Consider the following 26373-nt stretch of genomic DNA (forward strand, 5'->3'; position numbering starts at 1 on the left):
TTTTTATCGTTAGTCTTGATCCTGGTCAGTCTTTATAAAATAAATAGGAATCCATTTTGTACAAGCCCCTTTGTTTCCTCAAAGAAAATTTATGCGCCTTATGATAAGGCCGTTTCTGCCGTTAAGCAGTATGGGCGGTGGTTTTGGAGTAAAACTTTTAAAAAGTACTAATCCCTTTCTTATTGTTCCGCCTGATTGTTATGAAATTTATTTATTAGGCGATTAACCGTTTTTTCACCCAGGCTGATGCAAGGGCATTGGCAGATCAGTAATCCCATCTAGAAAAATGCTTGGTTTATCCGCTGGACTGGCTTTTTGTCGTATGGAGATTGAAACCACACTGAGGCAGGCCTGGTGCTTGTTTTGGGACGAAAATAGGGGATTGGTTTGTTGCTCACACTATTTACCAGTTTTTTGATCGGGCAACGTTTGTTTGACCGAGCGGGCGCGCCTAAATGGCCGGGACAGGCTTATGAAAAAGCACATCGCTTTGAGCAAATGCTGGATGCCTTGCCCGATGCCATTGTCATGTTCGATTCCTGTGGTCGAATTGAGGGTTGTAATCGGGCCATGCGGCGTTTGCTGGATACGCCGGAATTGGCCAATGATAACGATGATTTAATCGATTTTTTCCAGAATCTGGAAAAGGGAATACGGGCAGATTTAGCGTATTTGCTCCCTGGGATTAGTCGGGTTATTAACCGCGAAAAAAATCCTTTTTACTATGTGCACCGGGATGGGGAAGGGGAACAGGCCCGAGCCCTGGAGTTTCATGCCTATGCGGCCTCCGATTCAGACAGCGCAACTTTGTTGATGATTCGCGATGTCAGCACAAAAATGCAACAGGAGCGCGATCGTGCTGACTGTTTTGCCATGGCTGCCCATGAAATACGCTCCCCGCTGGCCGCCATCAGCGGCTATATCCAATTGCTGCAACTGGAGACAACCCCGTCAGCCTGGGCTAGCAAGATCTACTCTCAATTACATGAAAAGGTTCGTGGCGTTGATGTGCTGCTGGACGATTTGACGCGCTTGAATCGCATGGAGTATGAGGGCACGAGCATGCAGGAATGGCGCGAGTCCGATTTGCGTGCCGTGCTGCGCCTGAGTCTGCGCCCCTTTCACGAACAGCGCCACCGCATTTACCTGGATGTGCCCGAGTATGGCTTGTGGGCCAAGGTGGATATCGTTCCTTTATTGGTGGCTTTGCGCAATGCGCTGGAAAATGCCCTGAAGTACTCCGCGCCGGACACCATGGTGACCCTGCGCTTGCAGCCGGGCGAAACCGGTTGGGCTCGGATAGAGGTCCTGGACCAAGGGCCGGGAATTGATCCGCTCTATAAAGAGAAGGTCTTTGACAAGTTCTATCGCCTGCCCGGCCAACAGGTGCAAGGAAGCGGTCTGGGCTTGTCCATTTTGCGCTCGATTGTTCACCACCACGGGGGCAGAGTCTATTTCAAGGACCGTCCGGGTCCAGGAGCGCATTTGGTCATGGAATTGGTTCTGCTGCCTTCCGCGTCGTATATACCTTAATCTTCCCTTAAATAGGGTTATTTTCATATATTTAAGTTTGATATAAGGTACAATTTGCGCTCTTTTCGATGAAGCGAGGTGATCGCCATTCCAGGTGCACCTCGCTTTGAAGTTTTTACGTTGCGGTCGTCTCGTTGGTAGGGAGCGCAAAATCTGTTAAAGGAGCACACGATTATGCAAGGCTTGCACTTGACCGCAGACCTTTACCAATGTGCATGCAGCCCGGAGCTGCTGATCGATGCCCAGAAACTGGCGGATTTTTGCCGTCAGCAGACTATTGATGCAGGGCTGACGATTGTTGGTGAGGAGTGGCAGGCATTTCCCGAATTTGAAGGGCAGCCTGGTGGTGTTACCGGGGTACTGTTATTGGCCGAGTCTCACTTGGCCATCCATACCTGGCCAGAGCGTGGTGGCGTGACGCTGGACGTTTATGTCTGCAATTTCATGCAGGACAATTCCGGCAAGGCGACCCGCCTGATTGACGGTATTGAGCAGGCTTTCAAGCCCGGTCAGGCCCAGCGTAATCGCTTGTGGCGTGGCGAGGCCGATGGCCCGGCCCATGCTGGTGAACTGCTGACGGAAAACCTGAATCAGGATGCGCTGTACGGCTTTCGCTTCACCGAGCGCTTGCTGGAGCGCCAGACTGCTTTTCAGCGTCTGGAGTTGCTGCGTTCCGAAACCTTGGGTAAGACCTTGCGCCTGGACGGTTGCATGATGACTTCCGAGGCCGAAGAATTTTTCTACCACGAAGGTCTGATTCACCCGGCCGCTATGTCTCACCCGAATCCACGTCGTGCCCTGATTGTGGGCGGTGGGGATGGTGGAGCCCTGGAAGAACTGCTGAAGTACCCCAGCCTGGAGCGAGTCTCTCTGGTTGAGCTGGATGGGGAGGTGATCGAGGTGGCCCGCGAGCACTTGCAGTCCATTCACAAGGGGGCGTTTGATAACCCGCGTGTACAAATTCAGATCGAAGACGGCGCGAAGTTCCTGGCCAATACACAGGAACGCTTTGACTTGATCTATCTGGACCTCACCGACCCCGAAACTCCGGCCGGTCCCTTGTACACGACTGCCTTTTTTGAGTCCTGCAAACGTGCGCTGGCAAGTGGTGGTGCTTTGGTATTGCACCTGGGTTCGCCTTTCCACGAAAGTCAGCAAGTCAAGAACCTGAGCGAATCCCTGGCCAGTGTGTTTGCACAAGTGCATGGCTACGGTCTGCATATTCCGCTGTACGGCTCTTACTGGGGGCTGGCAATTGCCTCCGACGAGCTGAACCCGCGTGCTTTCTCCGCCGAGCAAATCCAGGAACGACTGGAGCAGCGTATGAGCAGCGAGAACCAGGATTCCCTGCAGTTCTACAACGCTGATATTCATGGTGCCTTGTTTGCTTTGCCTACTTTCTACCGCCGCCTGATGCCTGTGAATGAGGTCAATCTGGAAGAGGTCTGTTAAGCAGGTTCTGGACAGTTTGAGTCTGCCTTCGGGCAGATTTCGTGATGAAAAAGCCCCTGATCTTGTTAAGGTCAGGGGCTTTTTCTGTTCAGGAGGAAACTGGATAGAGCCTTATTCCTTATCCGCCCCACGATAGCGCTGGTAAGGCAGGACGTTCCAGGTGCGTGTGGTCAACTGCTTGGCAGAAATCACGGTCGGAATATCATCCAGCAGGCTGCGGGCCGAATGCAGCTCGCGCACGACTTCCTGCTTGTCCTGATACATGAACTCGTCCGAGGCTTCTTCCGGTGCTTGCTGCTGCTTTTCTTCCAGATCGCTGATCAGACGCTCTTGCTGGAAGCGCAGGGCAGCACGTGCATCCTCAATCCAGGCGGCTTGCATATTGCGGTTGTGATCCACCACGGCGCTGTACTCGGTGTACACCCCGTTGTAGATATCTCCCGCATGGTGCCGCACGTCGTGGCTGGCGATTTCCAGATCGCGCACCGTCAGCTGAGATGGATCCAGCGGTTCACTACGCTTGGCCCCGCCCAGACGGGTGTACTGGGTGTAGTAGGGGAACATGCTCTGGATCACTTTACTGACGGGCTGGATGGCTTCGCCTGCCTCGCACAGTCCTTTGGGCTGTACGCCTTGCATGGCCGGCAGAATGGATTCAGGGCGGCAAATTTCCTTGGGCGGCATGATGCCGTGACGCAGCATCTCGCGAATGCCGGTGCCGGAGATGGTCAGCCTGAAGCGATCATCGTGCGGGCAGGTCTCGGAAGTGGCATGGCAGGCACAGCGCGTGCAGTAAAACACTTCGTGGAACAGACGCACATCAATGCCCATTTCCTTGGGGCTGAACTGATCGAAAATACTGTGGCTGGCGTACTTGTCGTAGTAGCTGCCAATCCCGGCGTGATCCCGACCAATCAAGGCGTGGGTGCACCCATAGTTCTTCATGATCAGGGCATGCAAAATGGTTTCGCGAGGGCCAGCAAAAATATAGGTGACGCGCAACGGTGACAGGATGGCACGGTCCTTGGGGTAGTAGGTATCCAGCACATTTCGGTAGGCCATCATGCGGAACTCGTGGCGCACGTATTCACGCTTGGCCATTTCCACCAATGGTTGCAGGAACAGGCCATCAATCCCTTCCAGCGCATTGCGGTGAATGTACTCGTGGCCACGGTGCAGCGGATTCGCACCGGTGATAAAGCCTGCCACGGAATTGAATTTCTTTTCTTCGTAGAACAGGCGCCAGGTGTCTTTGGGTTCGCGGCGCAGCTTTTCGAACGGGCCCCAGTCCACACGCTGCAGCAGGTGCAAGGTCCCGCCCAGGGACACATCGCCCATGCGGCGGTAAATGGAGTCCACACCGGGGTGATTTCTGTCCGTGGTGCCAAACAGTTGCTGAGCGCGCTGCTCCTTGTCGTAGGAAAAGATGTCCTCGATGCTCAGGATGGCTACCGGCTCGTTGTCGCTATTGGTCAGCGCCACTTCAGAGCCGACCGAAAGTCCTTTAATAATGTCGCGGTTGCGATCGCCAATCGGGGCGAAGCTCAGCGGCACAGGCCACACCACACCATTACTCAAACGACCCTCTTTGAGCACGGAGTTGTAGTCGGCCTCGTTCATGAAGCCTTTGTTGGGGGAGAGCACGCCCGTAGCAATCATCTCGATGGTGATGACGGCTTCCAGATCCACGCGGATGCTGGGCAGGGTGCGCGCACGTTCGATCTCGTCCTTGACGCGATCCTCCGGGACAACCTGGTTGACCAGCGTTCCACCGTGCGGTTGCTGTGGATAGCGATCAAAGTTCAATGTTGAGTGGTTCATATTGCCTCCTTTAATTTGCCCCGCGTGACGATGAAAGATAGTTTTTTTGTCGGGGCGTTTTTCGTTTGCGAGTGATAGATGAGTTCTGGACTGGAGCAGTGACTCCCCGGTTTCAAACGCTCTATTTCTTCTTGTGATGCCAGACGAAAGCTCTTCGTCCAAACAGGTGATGCAGCGCTGGCTTGAATACCGCCTGCGCATTGTTTTGCTGCGCTTGTTAAATGCGACATGAGGACAGGAATGCAGGCATCGTTCTGGGTTTATCGGTGCGTGAGGTGATCCTCACCGTGGCTCATGATGCTGCGGGTGCTGCCTGCCCAAGAGATCTGTCCCGAAAATCAAATTGGGTATAGGTGATAAGCCCTAGTTTTCCGAGCTCAGATCCTGCTGGAACTGTCTTAGTATTACTCACAATCGCGAGAAAAATCATCGCGTTATACCAAAGTAGGAGACAGTGCAGATGACGCCAGCTTGGGTGGTGTTGGCCTCGTTGATTTACGCCGCAATTTTGTTCGCCATTGCCTGGTTCGGGGACAGGAATCCTTTGTATACCCAGCGCCCCTGGTTGCGACCTACGGTCTACAGCCTTGCCTTGGCTGTGTACTGTTCGTCGTGGACGTTTTACGGCGCGGTCGGGTCGGCGGTGCGCTATGGCATTGGCTTTCTGCCTATTTATCTTGGCCCCATGCTGATGCTGCTGTTTGGCTGGCGGATTATTGAACGCCTGGCGCTGGTGGCTCAATCCCAGAACACGGTTTCCATTGCGGACTTCATGGCCAGTCGTTATGGGCGCTCGCAGCGCTTGGCGGCCATGGTGGCGGGGATTGCCGTGGTGGCGGCCGTGCCGTATCTGGCCCTGCAATACAAGGCGGTGGCCTTGAGTTTGAGTGTGCTGGCCGGGACCGAGTTTCACGCCGGGCTGTTTGGTGATCCGGCCTTGTATGTCGCGATTTTGATGGCCTTGTTTTCTATTCTGTTTGGAACACGCCAGGTGGACGCGACCGAGCATAGACCGGGTTTGATGCTGGCCGTGGCCTTTGAGTCCGTGGTGAAACTGGTGGCCTTGGTGGCGGTTGGCCTGTTCGCCTTTCGCTGGTTTGGCAAGACTGAACTGAATATGGTGGGGGCCGTCAGCACACTGTTCGAGAACAGTCCGCCGGTGGGTTTTGTCGGTCAAACCTTGCTGGCCTTTGCCGCGATTATTTGTTTGCCCCGTCAGTTCCATGTGGCCATTGTGGAATGTGGGGACGTGGTGGATATACGGCGGGCGCGCTGGTTGTTTGGGGCGTATCTGCTGGTGGTCAGCGTCATGGTCTTGCCTATTGCTGCGGCAGGAGTCAGCCTGTTTGGCGTCGGGGGCGAGGGCGTGGCACCGGACAGTTTTGTGCTGGCCTTGCCCCTGTCGCAAAACCAGGTTGGCTTGGCCTTGATGGTTTACATAGGCGGTTTTTCAGCGGCAACTGGCATGGTCATTGTGACCAGCGTGGCGCTCTCAACCATGGTCAGTAATGACTTGGTGATGCCTTTGTTGCTGCGTCGTGGCTGGGCGCAGTATCAGCAAAGTACGGTGGCTTCCACAGTGCTATGGATACGCCGTGTCGCCATCATGGCGCTGGCGGGTGTGGCTTACGGCTATTACATGCTCAGCGGCAGCGATACGACCCTGGCCGCGTATGGGCTGATGGCTTTTGTGGCGGTTGCGCAGTTTGGGCCGGGCTTGATTGGTGGTTTGTATTGGCGCGGTGCCAGTCGACAGGGCGTAGAGGCCGGACTGCTATTGGGCTTTGCCATCTGGGTCTATACCTTGCTCTTGCCGACGCTGACCGAGGTGGGCTGGCTGGCGGATGATTGGTTGTATCACGGGCCATTTGGCCTGTCCTGGCTGCGCCCTTATCAACTTTTTGGCGTAGAGGGCTGGGACCCGCTGACACATGGAACTTTCTGGTCCCTGCTGTGCAATATCAGCGCCTTTTTGTGGGTGTCCTGGCGCCGGCGTCCGGGCTTGGGAGAGCGCTTGCGGGCCGAACCGTTTCTTAATCCTTATGCGGAGCGGCAGACCTTGGCGGCCCGTCATTCTTATGGGGATTTGTCGGTCCAGGATTTGCTGCTTTTGGCAGAGCGTATCGTTGGTAAAAAAATGGCGAAGCGGGCTTTTGAAACGCAGGCCAGACAGGCCAAGCAATCGCTGGAGCCTGGTTTGCGGGCGGATAGTTCCTGGGTGCATTTCACGGAGCTATTGCTGGCAGCTGCGGTGGGGGCCGCGTCCGCGCGCCTGGTGCTGACCAGCGCCTTGCGTGGTTCGGGCATGGAGGTGGCTGCCATCATGGCCGTGCTGGATGAGGCGGGGCAGGAACTGCGTTTCAATCGGGATATTTTGCTGGCCACCTTGGAGAACATTGATCAGGGCGTCAGTGTGGTGGATGCGGACATGCGGCTGGTCGCCTGGAACCAGCGCTATCAGCAGTTATTCGATTACCCGCCCAGCATGTTGTACGTGGGGAGGTCCGTGGCGGATCTGATTCGCTTTAATGCCGAGCGGGGCAAGGTCGATGGCGTGGAAAGCATAGGGGTGGAACAAGCTATAGAACGTCGTATTCAGTTCATGCGCGAAGGCTCTTCCTATGTGACTCAGCGTATGTTGAATGACAAGCAGGTGATCGAGCTGCGGGGGCGGCCTTTGCCGGGCGGCGGTTATGTCACCAGCTATAGCGATATCACGCACTACAAGCGCGTGGAGCGCGAGCTGCGGGAGATGAACGACAGCCTGGAGCAGCGTGTCGCGGTGCGTACGCAGGAGGCGGAAAAAGCCCAGGAGTCTCGTACCCGATTCCTGACGGCCGTCAGCCACGATGTGCTGCAACCGATTAACGCGGCACGTCTGTTTGCGTCGGCCTTGCGCGATACGCATGACCTGGCGGAGATGCCCAATCTGGCCGAACGAGTCGATACCTCTTTGCGTACGGCGGAGGAATTGCTGGAAGGCCTGCTGGATATTTCCCGTCTGGATGCCGGAGCCTTGAAGCCGGATCTGGGCGTGATCAATGTGCAGCATTTGCTGCAGCATTTGGCAGACCAATACGCTCCTATGGCTGCACGACGTGGTATCCAGTTGCGGATTCATGCTCGACCTTTGCAGGTGTATAGCGACCATCGTCTGTTGCGGCGCGTGCTGCAGAATTTCCTGGCCAATGCCTTGCGGTACACCCAGGAAGGACGAGTGGTGTTTGGCGTGCGTGTCCGGGGCGAGGAGCTGGAGTTTCAGGTCTGGGACTCAGGCCAGGGTATCCCGCCACATCATATTCAGCAGATTTATGCGGAGTTTCATCGCTATGAACAAGCCTTCGATTGGGATGGCCGTGGCCTGGGCTTGGGCCTGTCCATTTGCCAACGTATTGCGGTCTTGCTGGGGCACACGCTGGATGTGCGATCCGAAGTGGGGCGTGGCAGCATGTTCTCCATTCGCGTTCCTTTGAGTGACGCTACGCAGGCCAGCAGTCAGCAAAATAACGAGTCCAGCAAGCCTGCCGATGGCTTGCCTTTAACAGGCTTGCGTGTGCTGTGTCTGGATAACGATCTGGATATTATTGCGGGTATGGAAGTGCTGCTGGGGCGTTGGGGAGCACAAATTATCACCGCCAATACGGTAGATAGCGCTTTGGAGAAAATTGCCTTGAGTCCCGATGTCTTGCTGGTGGATTATCACTTGCATGATAGGCTGGACGGCTTGCAGGCACTGCAACTATTGCGTTTGCATCTGCCTCATGCGCAAGGCGCTTTGTTGACGGCGGATGGTAGCGACGAGCTGAAAGCAGCGGCTCGACAATATGGCTATCTGGTGCTGACCAAGCCGGTAAAGCCCGCTTCGCTGCGAGCTTTTCTGACCGCGCAAATTAAAACGTATTAGCGTCCTGGGATTCGTCCTGGTTCAGGCCAAGATGACTGGCCATCAAGACGGCCTGAGTACGATTGGAAGCACCCAGCTTGCGCAGGATGGCCGTCATGTGCGCCTTGATGGTGGCTTCCGAGACATTCAGTTCGTAGGCAATTTGCTTGTTCAGTTGCCCGGTGCTGAGCATTTGCAGAACGCGAAATTGTTGCGGTGTCAGCTCGCGCAATTTCGCCGCGACCTCCCGTTCGTCCAGGCTGATGCCCGGAGAGGAAGAGCCGATTTCCGGCAACCAGGTGCCACCATCCAGAACCACCTGCAGGGCTACGCCCAGCGTCTGTGCATCAATGGATTTTGGGATGAAGCCCATGGCTCCGTGATCCATGGCGCGGCGCATGAAGCGGGCCTCTTCATGGGCGGTGACCAGAATGATGGGCAGGGATGGGTAGGTCGCGCGTAAATGGACTAAAGCGCTGAAACCGATTGCCCCTGGAATATCCAGATCCAGCAAGAGCAGATCGGCGTCAGGATGGTCGTCGACCAGGGGATACAAATTGGAGATACGATCCGCTTCGTAGATGGCCGTGCCGGGAAACAGGCTGGCGACGACGCCTCGTAACGCCTCACGAAACAGGGGGTGATCGTCAGCAATGAGCAGTTCATTCATGTGGGGATTATGCCATGTTCAAGTATCTGTAATGGTGCCTGCCAGGATGAGCTGCCTATCAGTAAAAACAGGGCACCGAAATGCCCTGTTCTTGTTCCTGCGTGCTGATTACATCAGCATGAAAAGTGTGTTTAGTGAGCGCTGGCGCTGGCAGCACCAATGCCGGTTTGACTGCGTACGGTCAGAGCCTCGAAGGCTTCGCGTTCCTTGGCAGCGCGGGCACTGTTGTCCAGGGTTGAGAATAGCCAGATCGAGAAGAAAGCCAGCGGAATGGACAGGATGCCAGGGTTAGGGAAGGGGGTGATGGGCTCGGCAAAACCGAAGACATCCACCCACACGGTGCTACTCAAGACCACCCACACCGTGGCGGTGACCAGGCCCAGAAAACCGCCAATGGTGGCACCACGCGTGGTGCAGCCACGCCAGGCAATCGACAGCACCAGGACCGGGAAGTTGGCACTGGCTGCAATGGCAAAGGCAAGGCCCACCATGAAGGCGACGTTCTGGTTTTCAAAGATAATGCCCAGCAAAATCGCCAGCACGCCCAACACCACTGTGGAGATACGCGAAATGCGCATCTGGTCTTTCTCGGTGGCGCGGCCTTTGGCAATGACGTTGGCGTACAGGTCATGAGAAATGGCGGCGGCACCGGCCAAGGCCAAGCCTGCAACCACGGCCACAATCGTTGCAAAGGTGACTGCCGCCAGGAAGCCCAGCAACAGGTTGCCGCCTACCGCATTGGCCAGGTGCACCGCCACCATATTGGTGCCGCCAATCAGGTTGGTCAGCATATTGAAAGAGCCGTCCGGACCCGTCTGGAAGTACTCGGGATGCTTGACCAGCAAGGCAATCGCACCGAAACCGATGATGAAGGTCAGCAGGTAGAAGTAGCCAATAAAGCTGCTGGCGTAGATCACGGATTTGCGGGCTTCCTTGGCGTCCGCCACAGTGAAGAAACGCATCAGGATATGGGGCAAACCTGCGGTACCGAAGGCCAGCGCAATACCCAGGGACAGCACGTTCAGCGGGTTGCTGCTGACGGCAGCGCCGGGCTCAAGAATGGCGTGTCCGGTGGGGTGTGTTTCCACGGCGGCGGCCAGCATGGCATCGACATCCCAATAGAACGCGGCCAAAACTAGAACAGTCATCAAGGTAGCACCGACCAGCATCAGCACGGCTTTGATGATTTGTACCCAAGTGGTGGCCGTCATGCCGCCAAAGGTGACGTAAATCATCATCAGCGAACCCACAATCACCACGGCCACGTTGTAGTCCAGACCAAACAACAGCACGATCAGCTTGCCAGCACCGACCATTTGCGCGATCAGGTACAGGGCGATGATCAATAGGGAGGCACTGGCCGCCAGAATCCGCATGGGGTTTTGCGACAGGCGAAACGAGGTGACGTCGGCAAAGTTGTAGCGGCCCAGATTGCGCAGGCGCTCTGCAATCAGGAACATCACAACCGGCCAGCCGAACATGAAGCCGATGGCGTAAATCATGCCGTCGAAACCGCTGACGTACACCATGCCCGCAATCCCCAGGAAAGAAGCGGCGGACAGATAGTCCCCGGCAATTGCCAGGCCGTTTTGAAAGCCGGTCAAACCGCCACCGGCGGTGTAAAAGTCGGACGTGGTGCGTGTGCGGCGTGCCGCCCACCAGGTGATGCCCATAGTCCCGGCAATAAAGATCAGGAACATGACAATGGCGGAGGTATTGGCCTGGCCGGGGGAGGCCGCCATGGCATTGCCGCTGGCCAGACTGAACAGGCCCAGGCTCAGAAGTAGTCTCTTCATGTCACGTCCTTCATGATTTGAGCCAGCAAGGGGTCATACACCTTATTGGAAATGTAGACGAAGGTGGACACCAGGACGACGGCGCTAATCAGCACAATGGCGGCGCTAAGCACGCCAATGGTCATGGTCATGGAGCCGACAGAGCGGCTGAAAAGTTCGGGGTCAAAGGCCAGGGTCAAGATAAAACCGGCGTACACAATCACGGTCAAGCCGAAAAAAACCAGGCTCATGCGGTTGCGTCTTCTAAGCAGCTCTTGATAGGCGGGGTGCTGGGTTACTGCCGTCACGACAGTATTGGCTGAGCTCATTCTTATGTCTCCTTATGGGGTTTGATGATTCTTGGCATCGAGGCTCTCTAAACACGGCGTGTACAGAGAGTTGGCGCTTGAGGGCGCTCTGTGTACAGCATGTATAGAACGAATCAACTTTTCCCAACAGGCGACTTTGGTCGTAGATGAGGGAGGAGACGGCTCTGATTTTGGAGCCTTGGTTTAGCTGGGCGGGGCAAATGATGCAGGAGACGCACTGGCACAAGAGCTGGTCTCTTCTGCTCTGAGTGGCTTGCAGAGCTTGAAAAGGGTGTTTTTTGTTAGTTCAAAACAGCGCGTCAGCGGTGGCCAGTTCTTGTTCTGATTCATCACGGCGATCAGCGCCACGTACTTTCAGTATTTCGGACAGCAGCAGATGAGACAGGCTGGCAACGGCCACCGAATTATCAGGCAGCGCTTCAGGCCCAGGCTGGCAGGGCAGGGACCAGCGGCTCTTGGGCCGCTCTTTGTAATCCTGGTCGGTGATCAGCACGATGTCCGCACAGCGTGTTTCCAGGCGTCCGATCAGCTCCGGCATGTAGCTGGGGCGTGGATGCAAATCAAAAACAATCACGACATCCTGGTGCTGAATGTCGGCCAGGTAGTCGGAGACGGTTTGCCCCGCTCCGGGGATAAGCCGTACGCCCGGCATGAGTTTGGACAAATGCCAGTAAAAATGCCCGGCCAGAAAGTAGTTTGCCCGCAAACCCACCAGCCAAACCTGCCGCGCACGGCTGATGGCTTGACTGGCTTCCTGCAGAACAGAATGGGACAGATGCCGATAGGTATTGCCCAGTTTGCTATAGCTTTCCTGCAAGTGTGAGTGCAAGGCGGCCTCGCCCGGAGATAGCGGCTGGTGGACCGAGGTGAAGGAGTCATCCGTTCTTTCCGTGCGAATCTGCTTGCGTGCCGCTTCGTAGTTGGCGTATTCCAGACGACGGATCAGACGTGTGACAGTGGCATTGGAAACTTGGGCCAGACTGGCGAGTTCCGAGGCGTTGTAGCTGGATAAATCACCCGAGAAATCCAGTGTGAATTGGGCCAGACGTCGTTCGGAAGCGGGGAGATCACTAAGAATGGCGCGTACACGATCAAGAAAAGAGATGTTGCTGGTGTCTGGCATGGTGCGGGGCATAGCCCTGTTTTTTTGATTCAGGAAAAGCGGGTGCGGCGGGGAACCAATTGTGGTTCCTGTGTTCGGGCAGGGAGTTTCAAGTCCACATCATACCTGAGTACAAGATGCGTTTAATGTCCCTGAAAACCGTTTAATTTTGACTCTGTTTGACTGCTTGTGATTGATTAATCAGCAGTATTTTTTCCGAAAATGAATTAGCCAATAGCTTTGAAATAATCCTGTGCGGCGATCAGGGCATCTGTAAAGGAACCGTGTACAAACTCCGTGCTGATCGCCACCATCAAGTTCGAGGGCAGGCCAAAGTCTTCGATCAGCGCACCATTGCGATCACGCCAGATCTGGCTGGCCGGGTCCAGCACAACTGGGCTGTAGTGCTCGCGGACGGTGTCCAGAACGGTATCGGCGGTAGAGCGGTAGGTAAAAACAGGCAGGCCCTGGGCTACGGCGTAACCGATTTCAAAAGCGGTGCCGGTATCAATCTCTGCGCCTCGAAAGGGCGTGATATTGGCCAGAACCGCATCGGCTTGGTCCAGCAGACGAATATTGTGGTGGTAGATAGCCGAGGCCTCGATCTCTTCCTGATCAACGGGATGCAAGGGCTTGAAGCCAAAGTCTCGTACCAATTGCTTGTGCAGCTTGGCACGCTCGGTGGCATCGCTGAAAAACACATCAGGACCCGCTAAATAGATACGCTTCATCTTGGCTCCTTGTTGATTCGGGGTGAAGGGAAATCGTGCCGGTTCAGGCTGGGCTGCTGGCCGCTGGGGCAAACCGGAGTTTGTGAGACATGGCTGTTCTGAACCCGTAGCAGGCTATTCGTGGTGGCCATCTGAATGATGATATACGATCCCATCAGCCTGAACATGGCGCTGGGTGAAAGGACCTGGCACGGGTTTGCGGTTTGTCGTTTGGCGTGTTGCTCTAGCGTCACGGATGGTGAGGTGCAGTCTTGTCGTAGACAAGACTGGCTTGCAGCACATAAGAAAAAGGGACCGATTCAGGTCCCTTGTTTTCCTTGGCGGTTGCGATCTTCAGTTGGAATTACCGCGTCGATACAGACTTAGCGCAATACCCAGACCTGCCAGCATGCCAGCACAAGCCCGGTTCAACCAACGCATAGCCTTGCCGGAAAGCAGCCGCATGGCGTGATGGCCACCCACGGCATAGACAGTCATTAAAGCCATATCAATCAGGGCTGTGACCAAGGCCAGTGTGATGTACTGAACGGCAATCGCTTCTTCCGGACGAATGAATTGCGGCAAAAATGCAGAGAAGAACAGCAGCGCTTTAGGGTTGGACAGGGCAACCAGCAAAGATCGCAGAAAAGCCGCGCGACCCGTCCGAACTTTTTCCGTGGGGGTGCCTGTCTGGATAGAGCTGACCGGAGCGTGCCAGAGACCATAGGCCAGATAGAGCAGATACGCCGCACCTATCCATTTCACCACTGTGAAAAGCTGCTCGGAGGCAAGCAGCAGCGCGCCCAGTCCACAGCCGACGGCAGCAATCAGAATCAGGTCCGAGAGCGCCGCACCCGCAATACCGCATGCTGCGATCCGTTTGCCGCCATGTGCACCATTGTTCAAGGCAAGCAGCATGGTGGGGCCCGGCATGATAGTGACGGCCGATACTGCAACGATATACAGAGAAAGGCTGGCTAAATCCACGAAGATTCCTTGGTAAGAGTCTGATTGCAGAAGCATTGAGTGCCTGCACACTCAAGCATGGCGGCGGGTACTTGGGCTGAGGCAATCAGGCGTTGCTTGATCGGCCTACAAAAAAGGCCAGCCTGAATGGCTGGCCCCTTGTGCGTCAAGATATCAAATCAGGCACGGCCTGGTTCGAGTGTTGCCGCAGCGGTAAACAGCACGTCGGTCGAGGAGTTCAAGGCCGTTTCTACCGAGTCTTGTACCACTCCAATCACAAAGCCAACGCCAACCACTTGCATGGCGACATCGTTGGAAATACCGAACATATTGCAGGCTAGTGGAATCAGCAGCAAAGAGCCACCAGCAACGCCCGATGCACCGCAAGCGGCAATGGTAGCCACCAGGCTCAGCAGCAGGGCGGTAGGCAGGTCAGCCGGGATTTCCAGTGTGTGCACCGCAGCCAGCGTCAGGACGGTAATCGTAACGGCAGCACCGGCCATATTGATGGTGGCACCCAGTGGAATTGAAACCGAGTAGGTGTCCTTATGCAGGCCCAGGCGCTCGCACAAAGCCATGTTCACAGGGATGTTGGCCGCAGAACTGCGGGTGAAAAAGGCTGTGATACCGCTTTCACGCAGGCAGGTGAATACCAGCGGGTAGGGGTTGCGACGAAGCTTGGCAAACACGATCAAGGGGTTGACGACTAGAGCCACCACCAGCATGCAGCCTACCAGCACAATCAGCAGCAGTCCGTATTGGCGCAGCGCATCAAAGCCGGACTCGGCAATGGTGACGGCTACCAGACCAAAAATACCTAGCGGCGCAAAGCGAATGACCAGGCGCACCAAGGACGACACGGCATTGGCCATATCGGTCAGCAGGTCGCGAGAACCTTGCGAGCCGTGTTTCAGCGCCAGACCCAGAGCAATAGCCCAGGCCAAAATGCCCATGTAGTTGGCATTGAGCAAGGCATCAACCGGGTTCACCACAATGCTGGTCAGCAGATCCAGCAATACCTCAACGATATTGCCAGGAGGGTTCAAGGTGGCATCGGCCAGATCCAGCTTGAGCTTGACGGGGAAGGCGAAGCTGGCGATCACGGCAATCAGTGCAGCCAGGAAGGTGCCCAGCACGTACAAGAGCAAAATAGGACCCATGCGGGTGGAGGACTGGGCTTTTTGGTTGGCAATGGAAGACATCACCAGAACAAACACCAGAATCGGCGCAACCGACTTCAAGGCAGAGACAAATAATTGGCCCAGCAGGGCGATCGAGTGCGCGGCATCGGGAGCAAAGCGTCCCAGCAAAATACCGGCGATCAAACCGATCACAATTTGAGTAACAAGACTGCCGTGCAGGATAAAGCCTAATGGGCCTCTGGCTTGGTTGGCGGGATGGGCCATGAAAAGCGACTCCAAACAAATGGGTAGGCGTGAAGTACGTGAAAAACGCTCTGGCGAGGACTCAGCCAGAGCGCGGAAGAGGGTTATTCTAGCACCAGGAGCTATACATTTTGTAGCCGATGTGATATGGTTGCTAATCCACATGGGGTCGACATGGCTTCGACGTGGGTCAAGAAGCAGATCAGGGCGTGTCGAGCACCAGTACGCTCGTAAATCCACTGGAAAACTACAAACGCCAACGACGAGCGTTTCGCTCTAGCCGCTTAAGGCTGGGCCACTGCACTAATTTGTCTTTGGGTTAGGTAGGGCAACCTACAGCAGTGTTATTTACAAAGAATCGAATCGGCCTGCGCCACGAAGTCCGGTTCTAAAACTTAGTGGATCGCCAAGGAAAGGCCTGTCAATTGGCACAGTCCAAGGTTAAAACTTAAAATTAATTGACTACACATGTAGAACTGTCTGTGGACGGCTTGCGGACGGGGGTTCAATTCCCCCCGACTCCACCAAGATATCCCAAGGAACCCAACAGCTTAACGGCTGTTGGGTTTTTTGTTTTCTGCTTGCTCAACAAGGCTTCAGCGTCATAATGATCCCTTCGTTTTATGGACAAAAGGAGATCGACATGTCTCGTTGGGCGTTCTATTCCGCGCCAGGTACCTGCGCGCTTGCAACTCATATTGCGCTGCATGAAGCAGGGGCTGACTTTGATGTGGTCAAGCTTGATTTTGGTGCGAATCAACAGCAAAGCCCGGAGTTTCTGCGCGTCAATCCCAAAGGGCGTGTGCCGGCACTGGTGACAGAGCAGGGGGCTTTGACGGAAACCCCGGCCTTGCTGGCTTTTGTGGCACAGAGCTTTCCGGATGCCAAGCTGGCGCCTGTGAATGATCCTTTTGCATTCGCCCGTATGCAGGAACTGCATAGCTATCTGGCGTCCACGGTGCATGTGGCCCACGCACATAAGCGCCGTGGCTCTCGTTGGGCAGATGATCCAGCGGCGGAAGAAGCCATGCGAGCCAAGGTGCCGCAAAACATGACGGTTTGTGCGGCTTATCTGGAATCCTTGATTGTGGGTCCCTGGGTGTTGGGCGAGCAGTTCAGCGTAGCTGATGCTTATCTGTACACAGTAGGTGGTTGGCTGGAGGGGGATGCAGTCGATATGAGCCAATTTCCCAAACTAAGTGCTTATCTGGAGCGGGTAGGGGCGCGTGAAGCTGTGCGCAAGGCTGTTGCCGAGGCGGCTGCTTGAGTGAAGCCGTCACCCTTGCGGGCATTGGCTTCACTCAGCACATAAAAAATAGACGCAAAGATATTTATTGCTGGGGAACAGGTGATCTACGCTTTGTTCTCCTGCTCCCGTTTGTCTACTGCCACCGCCTGCATCGCACAGCCAATGAAATGATCTCCCTGGCTGATTAATGCTGCTGATGCCGCCTCCACATCCCGAGCCTCCTTATTCTGGCTCAGCTTGGCTTTGCCGATCAGCCGAGTGATCTCAATTTCAATTCCGACAATGGCTTTCAGCATGGCGTCGATATAGTCCTTGGGGCCATCTGTCATCTTCCAGGGTACGGGCTGGCTGGCTTCGTGGATGCGGGTCAAACGTGCCACGGCCCCGCGCACATAGCGTTCTTCATCGCGTATTCTTGCTCGCCCATAGGCGTGTGCCACGATGTAGTTCCAGGACGGAACTTGCTTGTGTGTTTCCAATTTGCTTGGGAACCACTGTGGGGAGATGTAGGCGTCTCCTGCACGGAATATCACCATCACTTCGTCACCGTTTTCCAGGTCTTGCCAGACGGGATTGTTTCTGGCGACGTGGCAGTGCAGTACTCCTTGTGCACCTTCCTGGGGATGCAGCATGAAGGGCAGGTGATTCGCGCTTAGTCCGCTTTTGCCATGGGCGACCAGAATGCCCAGTGGATGCTGGGCGATCAGCTCGTGCAGTGATTCAGGGCGGGATTCATCGAAGTGAGCGGGGATATACATCGTTGTCTTTCTTGGCTTGGGGTTCAGGGACGATGTGTCTATTATTGGTCTATTCTGGATCATTGATCTGTACCAGTTTGGCGCTATTTTTATGGACCACAATTCATGTCTCGTACTGCTCATAATCCAAAGATTCCTTCCCTTGGCGAACTGGACCGAAGTGCAGGGGGCCTGGGCCGTCAGTTGGCGCAGAAGTTGCGCGAAGCAGTAAAAAACGGTGCGCTCAAGCCGGGTGAGTCCTTGCCCTCCACACGAGCCTTGGCAGCGTCTTTGGGTGTCGCCCGTGGCACGGTCGTAGAGGCTTTCGAGCAACTGATTGCCGAAGGCTTTCTGGAGTCCTCGCCGGGCGTGGGCACTTACATCGCTCACTCGCTGGCCAATCCCAAAACAAGGCCGAAGAAACGCAGGACGGCATCGCTGCCTGCCCAGCCTGCACCACTTGCCGCCCAGCCATTCAATACGGTTGCGGCTCAATTTCAGCCTTTACCCTCTGCCCCGTTTGCCGTGTCGATCCCCTTGGGTGCCGCCGCGCCAGGCCCCATCTGGCGACGCTTGGGGAATCGCTTGCGGGCCCATGGTCAGGGCGCGCCGGGTGGTTATGGGGACCCTCAAGGCGCCTTGCCATTACGAGAGGCTATTGCAGAGTACGTGCGCCGGTCACGCTCGGTGCGCTGCGAGGCGGAGCAGGTCATTGTGACGACGGGTACACAGCAGGGCTTGTTTCTGGCTTGTTTGGTGTTGATGGGCAGGCAGGATTTTGCCTGGGTGGAGAACCCCGCCTATCCCGGTATTACCGCGATCTTGAATACGATAGGTTCGCCGGAACGTATGGTTCGTGTACCGGTGGATGAAGAGGGGCTGGATGTGGCTGCGGGCATACGTTTGCAAGCAGATGCGCGGCTTGCCTTTGTCACTCCCTCGCATCAATATCCTTTGGGCATGCCCATGAGCATGGCGCGGCGCAATGCCTTGTTGGCCTGGGCACGCGATATGTCCGCCTGGATTGTCGAAGATGATTACGATAGCGAGTTCCGCTACAGTGGCCATCCCTTTCCTTCCCTGCAGGGTCTGGACCCGGAGCGGGTGATCTATCTGGGAACCTTCAGCAAGGTGTTGTTTCCCTCGCTGCGTCTGGGTTATGCGATTGTGCCGCCGCAGTTGGTCCAGGCATTTTGCGGAGCGCGCGTTCTGCTGGATCGGCACCCGCCCAGTGCAGACCAGCATGTCTTGGCCAGCTTTATTTCAGAGGGGCATCTGGAGCGCCATATTCGGCGTATGCGCGGGATCTACACCCAATGTCGTAACCACCTTTTTGAGATTGTGCGCGAGGCTTTGCCCAGTGATTTGGCCAGCTTGCAGCCAAGCGATCAAGGCATGCATTCCGTCTTGTGGCTGACCTCGCCGGTTGATGATGTGGTGGTGGCGCAGCGAGCCATGAAGGAAGGCGTGGCAGTGCGTCCCGTCTCACCCATGTATCACGCTGGGCAGGGACCTTCGGGACTGATTCTGGGTTTGAGCGCATTCAGTCCCGAGCAAATGAGGGAAGCGGCGCAGAAGCTGGCGCGCATTATTTCTGAGCTTGCCCGACCTTCCAGAACCAAACGAAAGTCCTGAGTGCTGTTCTCGACAAGTCTGTGGCAAGAGTCGGCGTGAATCAGACTTCTGCCATCTTCCTGAAGTGGAAAACTTCACCCATTGTTTCCCCGTACGGGCCTCAAAGAGCTGTTCAAGAAGGCGCCGGCAGCAATGAGCTGCGGGTCGCTTCTTGAAGGGCCCTACCCATATTGCGCAAGGTGTCGGAGCGGATAGCCGCATGTTGCCAATACAAAGGCACATCCAGCCACAGGCCGGGGGCGACTAAAGCCAGCTCTTCGGCGGCCAGGGCATCGCTGACCATGGAGTCGGGTGCCAGACACCACCCCAGGCCCAAAGCCGCTGCTTTCACAAAGCCGGTGGAGGTGGGCAGGTAGTGGATGGGAGGGGCTACGGAGTCATTCGTGATTTGGCGTATAAAGCGCCACTGTAATTCGTCCTTGCGGTTAAAGACGATCATGGGGGCTTGAGCCAGGGATGCTGCGTCTATTCCCAATCCAAAATGGCGGGCCACAAACTCGGGAGAAGCAATGGCCTGATAGCGCATGATGCCCAAGGCCTGCACCTCGCAGCCTTGAAGGGGGGCAGGTTCGGCAGTGACCGCGCCCAGCACGGAGCCATTGCGTATCAATTCCAGTGTGTGGTCCTGATCATCCACGCGCACATCAAACAGATAGCCATATTCCTGACTTAGCCGGGACAAGGCTTCCAGAAACCAGGTGTCCAGCGAGTCACTATTGACCGCAATGGCGATAGGCCGTCGTGGGCCATTTTGCTCTGGCAGGAAGTCTGCGACGGCCTCGGCTTCCAGAACCTGCATGGGCCGTACACGACGCAGCAGCAACTCTCCCGCCGGTGTTGGACGACAAGGCGGCTGGCGCAGGACCAGCACTTGCCCCAGTCTGTCCTCCAGCGCTTTGATACGCTGCGAGATGGCTGAGGTGGTGATGTACAGCTTGCGCCCGGCTGCTTCAAAACTGCCTTCTTCCAGGACGGCCGTAAATGCTCGTAGTTGTGGGTGCAGCAGATCCATAATTGGCTTGTTTGATTAATTATTCTTAATTAAGTGAAGAATAATTAGCTTTTCTTAAACCGTAAATGACAGCACCATAACGCAGTTTTTCAATTCTGTGGATGGCTGGCATGTTCTTCTCTGTTGTTGCAACTGGCTTTCTGACGGGGGCGGGCCTGATCATGGCTATCGGCACTCAAAATGCCTTTGTGTTGCGACAGGGCTTGGAGCGCAGTCATGTGGGGCTGGTGGTGGCAATCTGCGCGCTGGCCGACATTGTCCTGATTCTGGGGGGCGTGGCTGGCATTGGTACGTTGGTACAGGAATGGCCTGGTTTGCTGCAAGTTCTGCGCTTTGGTGGCGCGGCTTTTCTGGCCTGGTATGGGCTGCTGGCCGCGCAGCGGGCCTGGACGGGTAAAGGAAGCCTGATGGCCGGGCAGGGGAGCGAGCGCAATCGACGCCGTATCTTGCTGACCTGTCTGGCGTTCACCTTTTTGAACCCCCACGTCTATCTGGATACGATGGTGCTGTTGGGCAGTCTGTCCACGCCTTATCCCGGTAACTTGCAGTGGGCATTTGCTTTGGGGGCCTGTGCGGCCAGTGCCAGCTGGTTTCTGGCCTTGGGCTATGGGGCGCGGTTGCTGCAACCTGTGTTTCGTCAGCCGTTGGCCTGGCGTGTACTGGATGGCAGCATCGCTGTTTTCATGCTGGCTTTGTGTGCTTTATTGCTGTTGAGGCCTTTGCATTAAGCCTTGGACTCCTTAGAGATTTTCTGTGGATGCGATTGCTGCCTGGATAACAGCCCGCTGCACAGACTACAGAAAGTCAGTTTTTTTGAATCAAAAGATAACTGTCTGAACTTTAGAGCGGCTTTCTGAAATTAAATAGGCTTTAGGGAAGAGCTCGTACCTAATGAAGTCTTGGTTTTTACACCTTCAATCAGGAGAAAACTATGAATGTCGTGAAGATGCTTGCCTCTGCTGCTCTGATCAGTAGTCTGGCTGCACCAGCGTTGGCGCAGGATGTGAAGCGCCATCCTATTCCCAATTCGGATTTCCCGATTCTGACGGCAGTGGAAGTGCCTGCCGGTAAAACCACGGTGTACTTGAGCGGTACTGTTCCCGCTGTGCGCGACAAGTCGGCTGATGCGGCCAGCACGGCAGCCTACGGCAATATGCAGCAGCAAACCGAATCCATCATGGAGCAGATCAAGGCTCAGTTGGAAGGGATGGGCATGTCGGTAGGGGACATTATCAAGATGCAGGCCTTCCTGGTTGCTCCGGAGGATGGCAAGTTGGATTTTGACGGCTTTATGGCAGGCTATTCCAAGTACTTTGGAACCAAGGAGCAGCCAAATCTGCCTGTGCGATCAGCCATGGCGGTCCAGGCTCTGGTGAACCCAGGCTGGCTGGTCGAGCTGGAGGTGACGGCCGTGCGGCCTTGATCGCCGCCAGATTTTTCTTGAAAAGGATGTGTTGTGATCTCTATTCGTCCGGTTCAGGCGCAGGAATGGCGTCTGTATCAAGCATTGCGTCTTGGCGCCTTGCGTGATTGTCCCGATGCATTTGGGAGTACCTATGCCGTGGAGTCCACACATCCTGAGCATTTCTGGCAGGAGCGGATTCAAGCTGCTTGTGCGTCCGAGACGGACCGCGTCTTGTTCGCTGAAAAAGAGGGGCAGGCTTGCGGCCTGGTCTGGTGCAAGTTGTCTGCCTCAGAGCCCGTTCTGGCCGATATTTATCAGATGTGGGTGGCGCCGTCGGCGCGAGGTTTGCGAGCGGGTTTTGCTCTGCTGGATACCGCAGTGCAATGGGCAAAAAGCAGGCAAGCAGCCTGTGTTCGCTTAGGCGTGACCCTGACGAATGAAGCAGCCGTCCGGCTGTATGAGAGTTATGGCTTTGTGCCCAGCGGAGAGCCCGAGCCTTTGCGTGAGGGTTCGTCCTTGATGTCGCAGACCTTGGTGCTGGATTTAGCAGACTGAAGCCCAGCAGATACAGACAGCCCCTTGTTGAATCTGATAACAAGGGGCTGTTTTTATGCCTTGCCGGATCTGTTGAGCAGACAAGGCATAAGGTCTGGATTACTCCAGGTTCAAGGCTTGGCGCAGCTTGTGGATTTCCGCTTGCCAGACCTCTTGCAAGCCAGGCTTTTGATGCTTGGGCTTGCGTGCCAGATCAGCCTCCAGTTTGCTTTCCAGTTCAATCAGTTGTTCCAGCAATGTGTCGTCGCTGGAGGGGGCTGATTGAGCCCTTGTTGTGCTTCCTGTGCCCGGGCTGAGGATGGGTGAGGATTCCTCTGGCTGACCTGTCTGGACCAGAGCAGCATACAACTGCGTCAAGTCCTGCATTTCCGTCAAGGAACCCTCGTCCACCAGCCAGAAGCGATTGCAGCTTTTCTCCAGCAGCTCCCGGTCATGGGTGACCAGGATAAAACCGCCTTTGAATTCGCACAGTTCCTCTGCCAGTTCTTCCTTGCCGTCCAGGTCCAGGTGGTTGGTTGGCTCGTCCAGAAAGAGCAGATGATAGTTGGCCAGCGACAGGGCAATAAACATCAGCCGAGCACGCTCGCCACCACTCAAGCTATTCACTTTCTGTGCATGCCGCAGATAAGGAAAACCGGCACTGATCAGCGCCATTTTCCTGACATCGTCCGGCAAGGGCGAAAAGTCCTGCAAGGCATGCAGCAAGGTCTTGGAACCATCCAGTTGCTGTTGGTCCTGGTCGTAATAACCAATGCGGCATTGCGGGTGAAACTTCAGCCCGTCCATGTCCACCTCGTCCTGCCGGTATTGCCATAGCTGACGCAATAAAGAGGATTTACCGCAACCATTGCGACCGACCAATCCGATGTGATCCCCGCTGCGCACCTGCAGGCCATGGGCTTGAAAGAGAGCAGGCAGGTTCTGTGCCGGGCTGACGACCATATCTGCAATATCCAGTAGGCGATCTGCCTTCATGTCCAGGCCATGCAACTGCAAGGTCCAGGGTGTGCCATCCGTCAGATCGGTCTGGTTTTCGCGCAGTTTGGACAGGCGCTTTTCCATGCTTTGGGCTTTGCGGGAAAAGGTCTCGTTGTCGTAGACCTGTCCCCAGATAGCCAAGCGTTTTGCGCTTTGTTCGATGCGATCAATTTCCTTTTGCTCGCCTTGATGACGACGCCAATCCGCCTCGTCTCGATTGCGCAACGCTTCACGCGCAGCCGAGCAGGGTAGAGAGAAAAAAGACAGCGTACGATCGCGCAAAATAATGGTGCTGTTGCACACGCGATCCAGCAAGCGCTGGTCGTGAGAGACCAGCAAAAATGTGCCGCGCCAATTGCTTAGAAAGCTTTCCAGCCAAAGCAGGGAAGGCAGGTCCAGGTGGTTGCTGGGTTCGTCCAGCAAGAGCAGATCAGGCTGGGTAATCAAGGCCCGTGCCAGCAGCAGGCGAGTGTACTGCCCACCACTTAAGGCACTGACCCGGGTATGCCAGTCCTGTTCCTGAAAGCCCATCTCGCCAAGCAAGCTTTCTGCGCGCCAGGCATCCGTGTCGTGCTGCTCTGCGGGCAGGGCAGCCAGTACGGCGTTCAGCAAACTCAAGGCGTGCAGATCCGCTGGCAGGTATTGCTCAACACGCGCCAGAATGCAGTGGTTTGCTAGTGAAATACTGCCTTGCCTGGGCGTCAGTTCGCCGCACAGCAGGCTGATTAAGGTGCTTTTGCCACAACCGTTGTGGCCTATAAGTCCAACTCGATCTCCGGCCTTGATAGTGAAGGCAATTTCTTTGAATAAAGGACCGGAAAGGGTTTCGTAAGAGAGTGAGTGGACTGACAGTAAAGTACTCATGACATGCTCAAGTTTTTTGGGTGCGCGGGTACAGCGCATCCTCGTCAATAGAAGCTGACGATAATTCTTGAGGCCTGAGTGAAGTCCTTCAGTAAGTTAATGCTTCGCTCAAGTCTAGATTATCGCGCTGCGAAATCGAAAACTTGAGCCGTTCTCTATACCAAAGAAGAGTGCATAAATGAATGTGCACATAGGTGTAGGATCTCCTCTTAATCAATGGGTTAGCCATGCTTGAAGCGGGTACAAAAGACTTGTTGAATCAACAAGCTTGTGGCCTCAGGGCAGGGTAAGGACTGGTTGTGCCTGGGAAAGAAAGACGGGTATGAAACACCGTTCGTTCCGACAAAACCGCAAGAGTGTGATTGTAATCAGGATGTAGAACGGTAGAAAACTCAGGCGTTGGTTTTTGGAGGGATGTGTAGCATTCAAGATGCATTGTCCCTGTAGTAGCAGGGGTGTGGCCTGACGGGTGTGCCACTGGATACTGTGCCTTCAACTGGCCGCAAGGAACTGATTTTTAGACTGTTTTTCGTTACTCAGGCACCTGCTTGCAAGCTTCTGGATGGTTTGTTCCGCAGTAAAAAAAGTAGAACTATTACCATTTTAAAAATAGAGTATGGCCATAATCTATCCTTGCTTTCCCAGGAAAGCTGTGCAAGGATAGCTGCCATCCATAATCTATTTACGCGGGCAGCGACGCGTACTCACACACTTTCTGGAGAGTATTCGGATGAGCCTTACAGCACCTGTCTATCTTGAGGATCTGGCCCTGGGAATGGAGTTTCGCAGCGCAGAACATGCTCTGGATGAAGCGCAAATTGTCAGCTTTGCCCGCCAGTTCGATCCGCAGCCTTTCCATCTGGATGCAGAGGCGGCCAAGGGCACGTTCTTTCAGGGGCTGGCCGCCAGTGGATGGCATACCGCCGCCATTACCATGAGGCTTTTGGTGGACAGCCTGGTATTCAGTCAGGGGATTATTGGTGCAGGTGGGCAAATCGATTGGCCACGGGCTACGCGCCCTGGCGATGTCTTGCATGTGCTCAGTAAAATCATCGACATTCAGCTCTCCCGCTCCAAAGCGGACAGGGGCATGGTGGTGGTGGAGTCTCACACCCTGAATCAGAACAATGAAGTGTGCCAGCGCCTGATTGCCAAGCTGATTGCCTTTCGTCGTCCGGAGGTTTGAATGGGGCGTGTCTCGCGTGAGCAGGCCGAACGCAACCGCGAGCGTGTGCTGGAGACGGCTTGCCGACTGTTTCGCAAACATGGAGTGGAAGGGGTCTCGATCGGGGACATCATGAAAGAGGCGGGCTTGACGGCAGGCGCGTTCTACAAGCAGTTTGTGTCCAAGGAGGCTTTGATTGATGAGGCCTCCCGATTTGCTTTTACCCAGTCCTCCGAATCCTGGGAGCGTATCAACCAGCGCTATGAACAGGACGCCGTGCAAGGGTTTCAAGCCTTGATGCGGCGATATTTCAAGCACCGTCCTCAAACCCAAAGCTGCCCGATCCTGGCCTTTTCTTCCCTGGCCAGCGGCCTGCCTGCGGATGCGCAGACCACGGCAATTTACAGTGAAGGCGTAGAGAGCTTGTTTGAGCAGTTTCGTGGCGTTGCCCTGCAAGCGTGTGCCGAGCAGACCGAAGAGCAAGTCATGCTCTTGTTTGCCGCCATGTTGGGGACAGGGATGCTCAGTCGGGCCATGGGCGATACCGCGTTTACGCAAAGTATGCAGGCTGCGGTATTGGCCGCATTGCCTGGCAGTGAGTCCGATTAGCACGATTAGCCTATCGATAATGGCGACAAGAGCTTGCGTATCAGGCTTGTTCGGGCAGTTGTGCCACCACCTTGATTTCAAACTGAAAACCCGACAGCCAAGGCACCCCTACGCCTGTCAGTGCCGGGTAAGGCGCATCCCCCCAGTAGTCCGGCAGAACCTTCCACAGGGTTTCCAGATTGGCTTCCGGGTTCACCAAAAACAGCGTCACATCCAGCACATGAGCAAAGCTGCAACCTGCTGCGGCCAGCACGGTATTGAGGTTCTCAAAGGCCAGGCGTATTTGCTGTTCCAGGTCCGGCTCGGGTGAGCCGTCTTCGCGGCTGCCGACTTGGCCAGAAATAAACAAAAAGCCATTGGAACGAATCGCCGGTGAGTAGTGACCGCGCTCATACAAGGCTTGGCGTTCGGTGGGGAAGACGGCTTGGCGTAAGGTAGTCATCATGCTTTCCAGTGCCTGCTGGGCAGGTGAAGTTCATTGAGTTATGCACTGTAGGTCTTGTGCGTGGACAGATAAACGCTGGATGGCAGACAACAC

General features: G+C 55.4%; 22 protein-coding genes and 1 other RNA gene. 11 read left to right on the forward strand and 12 right to left on the reverse strand.

Translation table 11 applies throughout. The features are described from left to right. Nucleotides 1-387: 387 nt before the first annotated feature. Together MID00_RS14955 and speE are read left to right on the forward strand one after the other, a co-directional pair. Nucleotides 388-1533 (forward strand): ATP-binding protein, encoded by a 1146-nt coding sequence (locus MID00_RS14955; RefSeq protein ID WP_254499003.1) that lies wholly within the window; start codon nt 388-390, stop codon nt 1531-1533. Between the two features lie 174 nt (nt 1534-1707). Then, a complete protein-coding gene (speE, locus tag MID00_RS14960) occupies nt 1708-2985 on the forward strand; it encodes a polyamine aminopropyltransferase (protein WP_250755884.1) in 1278 nt (425 codons plus the stop codon). A 111-nt stretch (nt 2986-3096) separates the two neighbouring features. On the opposite strand, the gene MID00_RS14965 is transcribed toward speE, so the two are convergent. Continuing rightward, entirely contained in the window at nt 3097-4806 is a 1710-nt protein-coding gene (locus tag MID00_RS14965) for a sulfate adenylyltransferase (protein ID WP_009456272.1), read from the reverse strand. A gap of 460 nt (nt 4807-5266) precedes the next feature. Between MID00_RS14965 and MID00_RS14970 the strand changes: the two genes are divergently transcribed. Beyond that, the gene (locus MID00_RS14970) at nt 5267-8710 is read left to right on the forward strand and encodes a PAS domain-containing hybrid sensor histidine kinase/response regulator (RefSeq protein WP_022983262.1); all 3444 of its coding nucleotides are present in this window, start codon (nt 5267-5269) and stop codon (nt 8708-8710) included. On the opposite strand, the gene MID00_RS14975 is transcribed toward MID00_RS14970, so the two are convergent. The 7 genes from MID00_RS14975 to sstT form a co-directional block, all read right to left on the reverse strand. Further along, nucleotides 8697-9359 (reverse strand): response regulator transcription factor, encoded by a 663-nt coding sequence (locus MID00_RS14975; protein WP_009456278.1) that lies wholly within the window; start codon nt 9357-9359, stop codon nt 8697-8699. The genes MID00_RS14970 and MID00_RS14975 overlap by 14 nt on opposite strands. 131 nt (nt 9360-9490) lie before the next feature. Next, nucleotides 9491-11155: a cation/acetate symporter ActP gene (gene actP, locus MID00_RS14980; protein ID WP_009456279.1), complete on the reverse strand. Its 1665-nt coding sequence runs from the start codon at nt 11153-11155 to the stop codon at nt 9491-9493. Next, nucleotides 11152-11463: a DUF485 domain-containing protein gene (locus tag MID00_RS14985; RefSeq protein WP_026483001.1), complete on the reverse strand. Its 312-nt coding sequence runs from the start codon at nt 11461-11463 to the stop codon at nt 11152-11154. The genes actP and MID00_RS14985 overlap by 4 nt, the downstream gene beginning before the upstream one ends. A 286-nt stretch (nt 11464-11749) precedes the next feature. Then, a complete protein-coding gene (locus MID00_RS14990; RefSeq protein WP_254499004.1) occupies nt 11750-12598 on the reverse strand; it encodes a MurR/RpiR family transcriptional regulator in 849 nt (282 codons plus the stop codon). A gap of 194 nt (nt 12599-12792) precedes the next feature. Beyond that, nucleotides 12793-13296, reverse strand: coding sequence for a nucleoside 2-deoxyribosyltransferase (locus tag MID00_RS14995; RefSeq protein WP_009456284.1), 504 nt, complete (start codon nt 13294-13296; stop codon nt 12793-12795). Nucleotides 13297-13629: 333 nt separating this feature from the next. Then, nucleotides 13630-14262 carry a LysE family translocator gene (locus MID00_RS15000; RefSeq protein WP_031232457.1) on the reverse strand — a complete coding sequence of 211 codons (633 nt, stop codon included), beginning with the start codon at nt 14260-14262 and terminating at the stop codon, nt 13630-13632. A gap of 158 nt (nt 14263-14420) precedes the next feature. Continuing rightward, the gene (sstT, locus tag MID00_RS15005; RefSeq protein ID WP_009456287.1) at nt 14421-15647 is read right to left on the reverse strand and encodes a serine/threonine transporter SstT; all 1227 of its coding nucleotides are present in this window, start codon (nt 15645-15647) and stop codon (nt 14421-14423) included. Between the two features lie 144 nt (nt 15648-15791). On the opposite strand from sstT, the gene ssrA reads away from it, so the two are divergent. Both ssrA and MID00_RS15015 read left to right on the forward strand, forming a co-directional pair. Continuing rightward, nucleotides 15792-16153: a transfer-messenger RNA gene (gene ssrA / locus MID00_RS15010) on the forward strand. Nucleotides 16154-16269: 116 nt separating this feature from the next. After that, nucleotides 16270-16893, forward strand: coding sequence for a glutathione S-transferase family protein (locus MID00_RS15015; protein ID WP_254499005.1), 624 nt, complete (start codon nt 16270-16272; stop codon nt 16891-16893). Between the two features lie 86 nt (nt 16894-16979). Here the strand turns inward: MID00_RS15015 and MID00_RS15020 are convergent, their stop codons facing one another. Continuing rightward, nucleotides 16980-17633, reverse strand: coding sequence for an FMN-binding negative transcriptional regulator (locus MID00_RS15020; protein WP_254499006.1), 654 nt, complete (start codon nt 17631-17633; stop codon nt 16980-16982). Nucleotides 17634-17738: 105 nt separating this feature from the next. On the opposite strand from MID00_RS15020, the gene MID00_RS15025 reads away from it, so the two are divergent. Then, entirely contained in the window at nt 17739-19247 is a 1509-nt protein-coding gene (locus MID00_RS15025) for a PLP-dependent aminotransferase family protein (RefSeq protein ID WP_254499007.1), read from the forward strand. A gap of 112 nt (nt 19248-19359) precedes the next feature. On the opposite strand, the gene MID00_RS15030 is transcribed toward MID00_RS15025, so the two are convergent. Next, the gene (locus MID00_RS15030) at nt 19360-20259 is read right to left on the reverse strand and encodes a LysR family transcriptional regulator ArgP (protein WP_250755877.1); all 900 of its coding nucleotides are present in this window, start codon (nt 20257-20259) and stop codon (nt 19360-19362) included. 110 nt (nt 20260-20369) lie between these two features. Between MID00_RS15030 and MID00_RS15035 the strand changes: the two genes are divergently transcribed. The 3 genes from MID00_RS15035 to MID00_RS15045 all read left to right on the forward strand — a co-directional run bounded on the left by MID00_RS15035 (nt 20370) and on the right by MID00_RS15045 (nt 22219). Beyond that, the gene (locus tag MID00_RS15035) at nt 20370-20987 is read left to right on the forward strand and encodes a LysE/ArgO family amino acid transporter (protein ID WP_009456290.1); all 618 of its coding nucleotides are present in this window, start codon (nt 20370-20372) and stop codon (nt 20985-20987) included. A 203-nt stretch (nt 20988-21190) separates the two neighbouring features. Beyond that, nucleotides 21191-21682, forward strand: a complete 492-nt coding sequence (locus MID00_RS15040; protein WP_254499008.1) for a RidA family protein — start codon at nt 21191-21193, stop codon at nt 21680-21682. Between the two features lie 33 nt (nt 21683-21715). Continuing rightward, nucleotides 21716-22219: an N-acetyltransferase gene (locus MID00_RS15045; protein ID WP_009456292.1), complete on the forward strand. Its 504-nt coding sequence runs from the start codon at nt 21716-21718 to the stop codon at nt 22217-22219. Nucleotides 22220-22318: 99 nt separating this feature from the next. On the opposite strand, the gene MID00_RS15050 is transcribed toward MID00_RS15045, so the two are convergent. Next, the gene (locus MID00_RS15050; RefSeq protein ID WP_254499009.1) at nt 22319-24061 is read right to left on the reverse strand and encodes an ABC-F family ATP-binding cassette domain-containing protein; all 1743 of its coding nucleotides are present in this window, start codon (nt 24059-24061) and stop codon (nt 22319-22321) included. A 730-nt stretch (nt 24062-24791) separates the two neighbouring features. Here MID00_RS15050 and MID00_RS15055 point away from each other — a divergent pair. Then, nucleotides 24792-25247, forward strand: a complete 456-nt coding sequence (locus MID00_RS15055) for a MaoC family dehydratase (RefSeq protein WP_009456299.1) — start codon at nt 24792-24794, stop codon at nt 25245-25247. After that, entirely contained in the window at nt 25248-25835 is a 588-nt protein-coding gene (locus tag MID00_RS15060) for a TetR/AcrR family transcriptional regulator (protein WP_254499010.1), read from the forward strand. Between the two features lie 40 nt (nt 25836-25875). Here the strand turns inward: MID00_RS15060 and MID00_RS15065 are convergent, their stop codons facing one another. Then, complete coding sequence (locus tag MID00_RS15065; protein ID WP_022983255.1) at nt 25876-26277, reverse strand: RidA family protein; 402 nt, start codon at nt 26275-26277, stop codon at nt 25876-25878. Between the last annotated feature and the right edge of the window lie 96 nt (nt 26278-26373).

Origin of the sequence: Alcaligenes sp. NLF5-7 (assembly GCF_024266725.1) — a bacterium.
In the GTDB taxonomy this organism is placed as follows: Bacteria; Pseudomonadota; Gammaproteobacteria; order Burkholderiales; family Burkholderiaceae_B; genus Alcaligenes; species Alcaligenes phenolicus.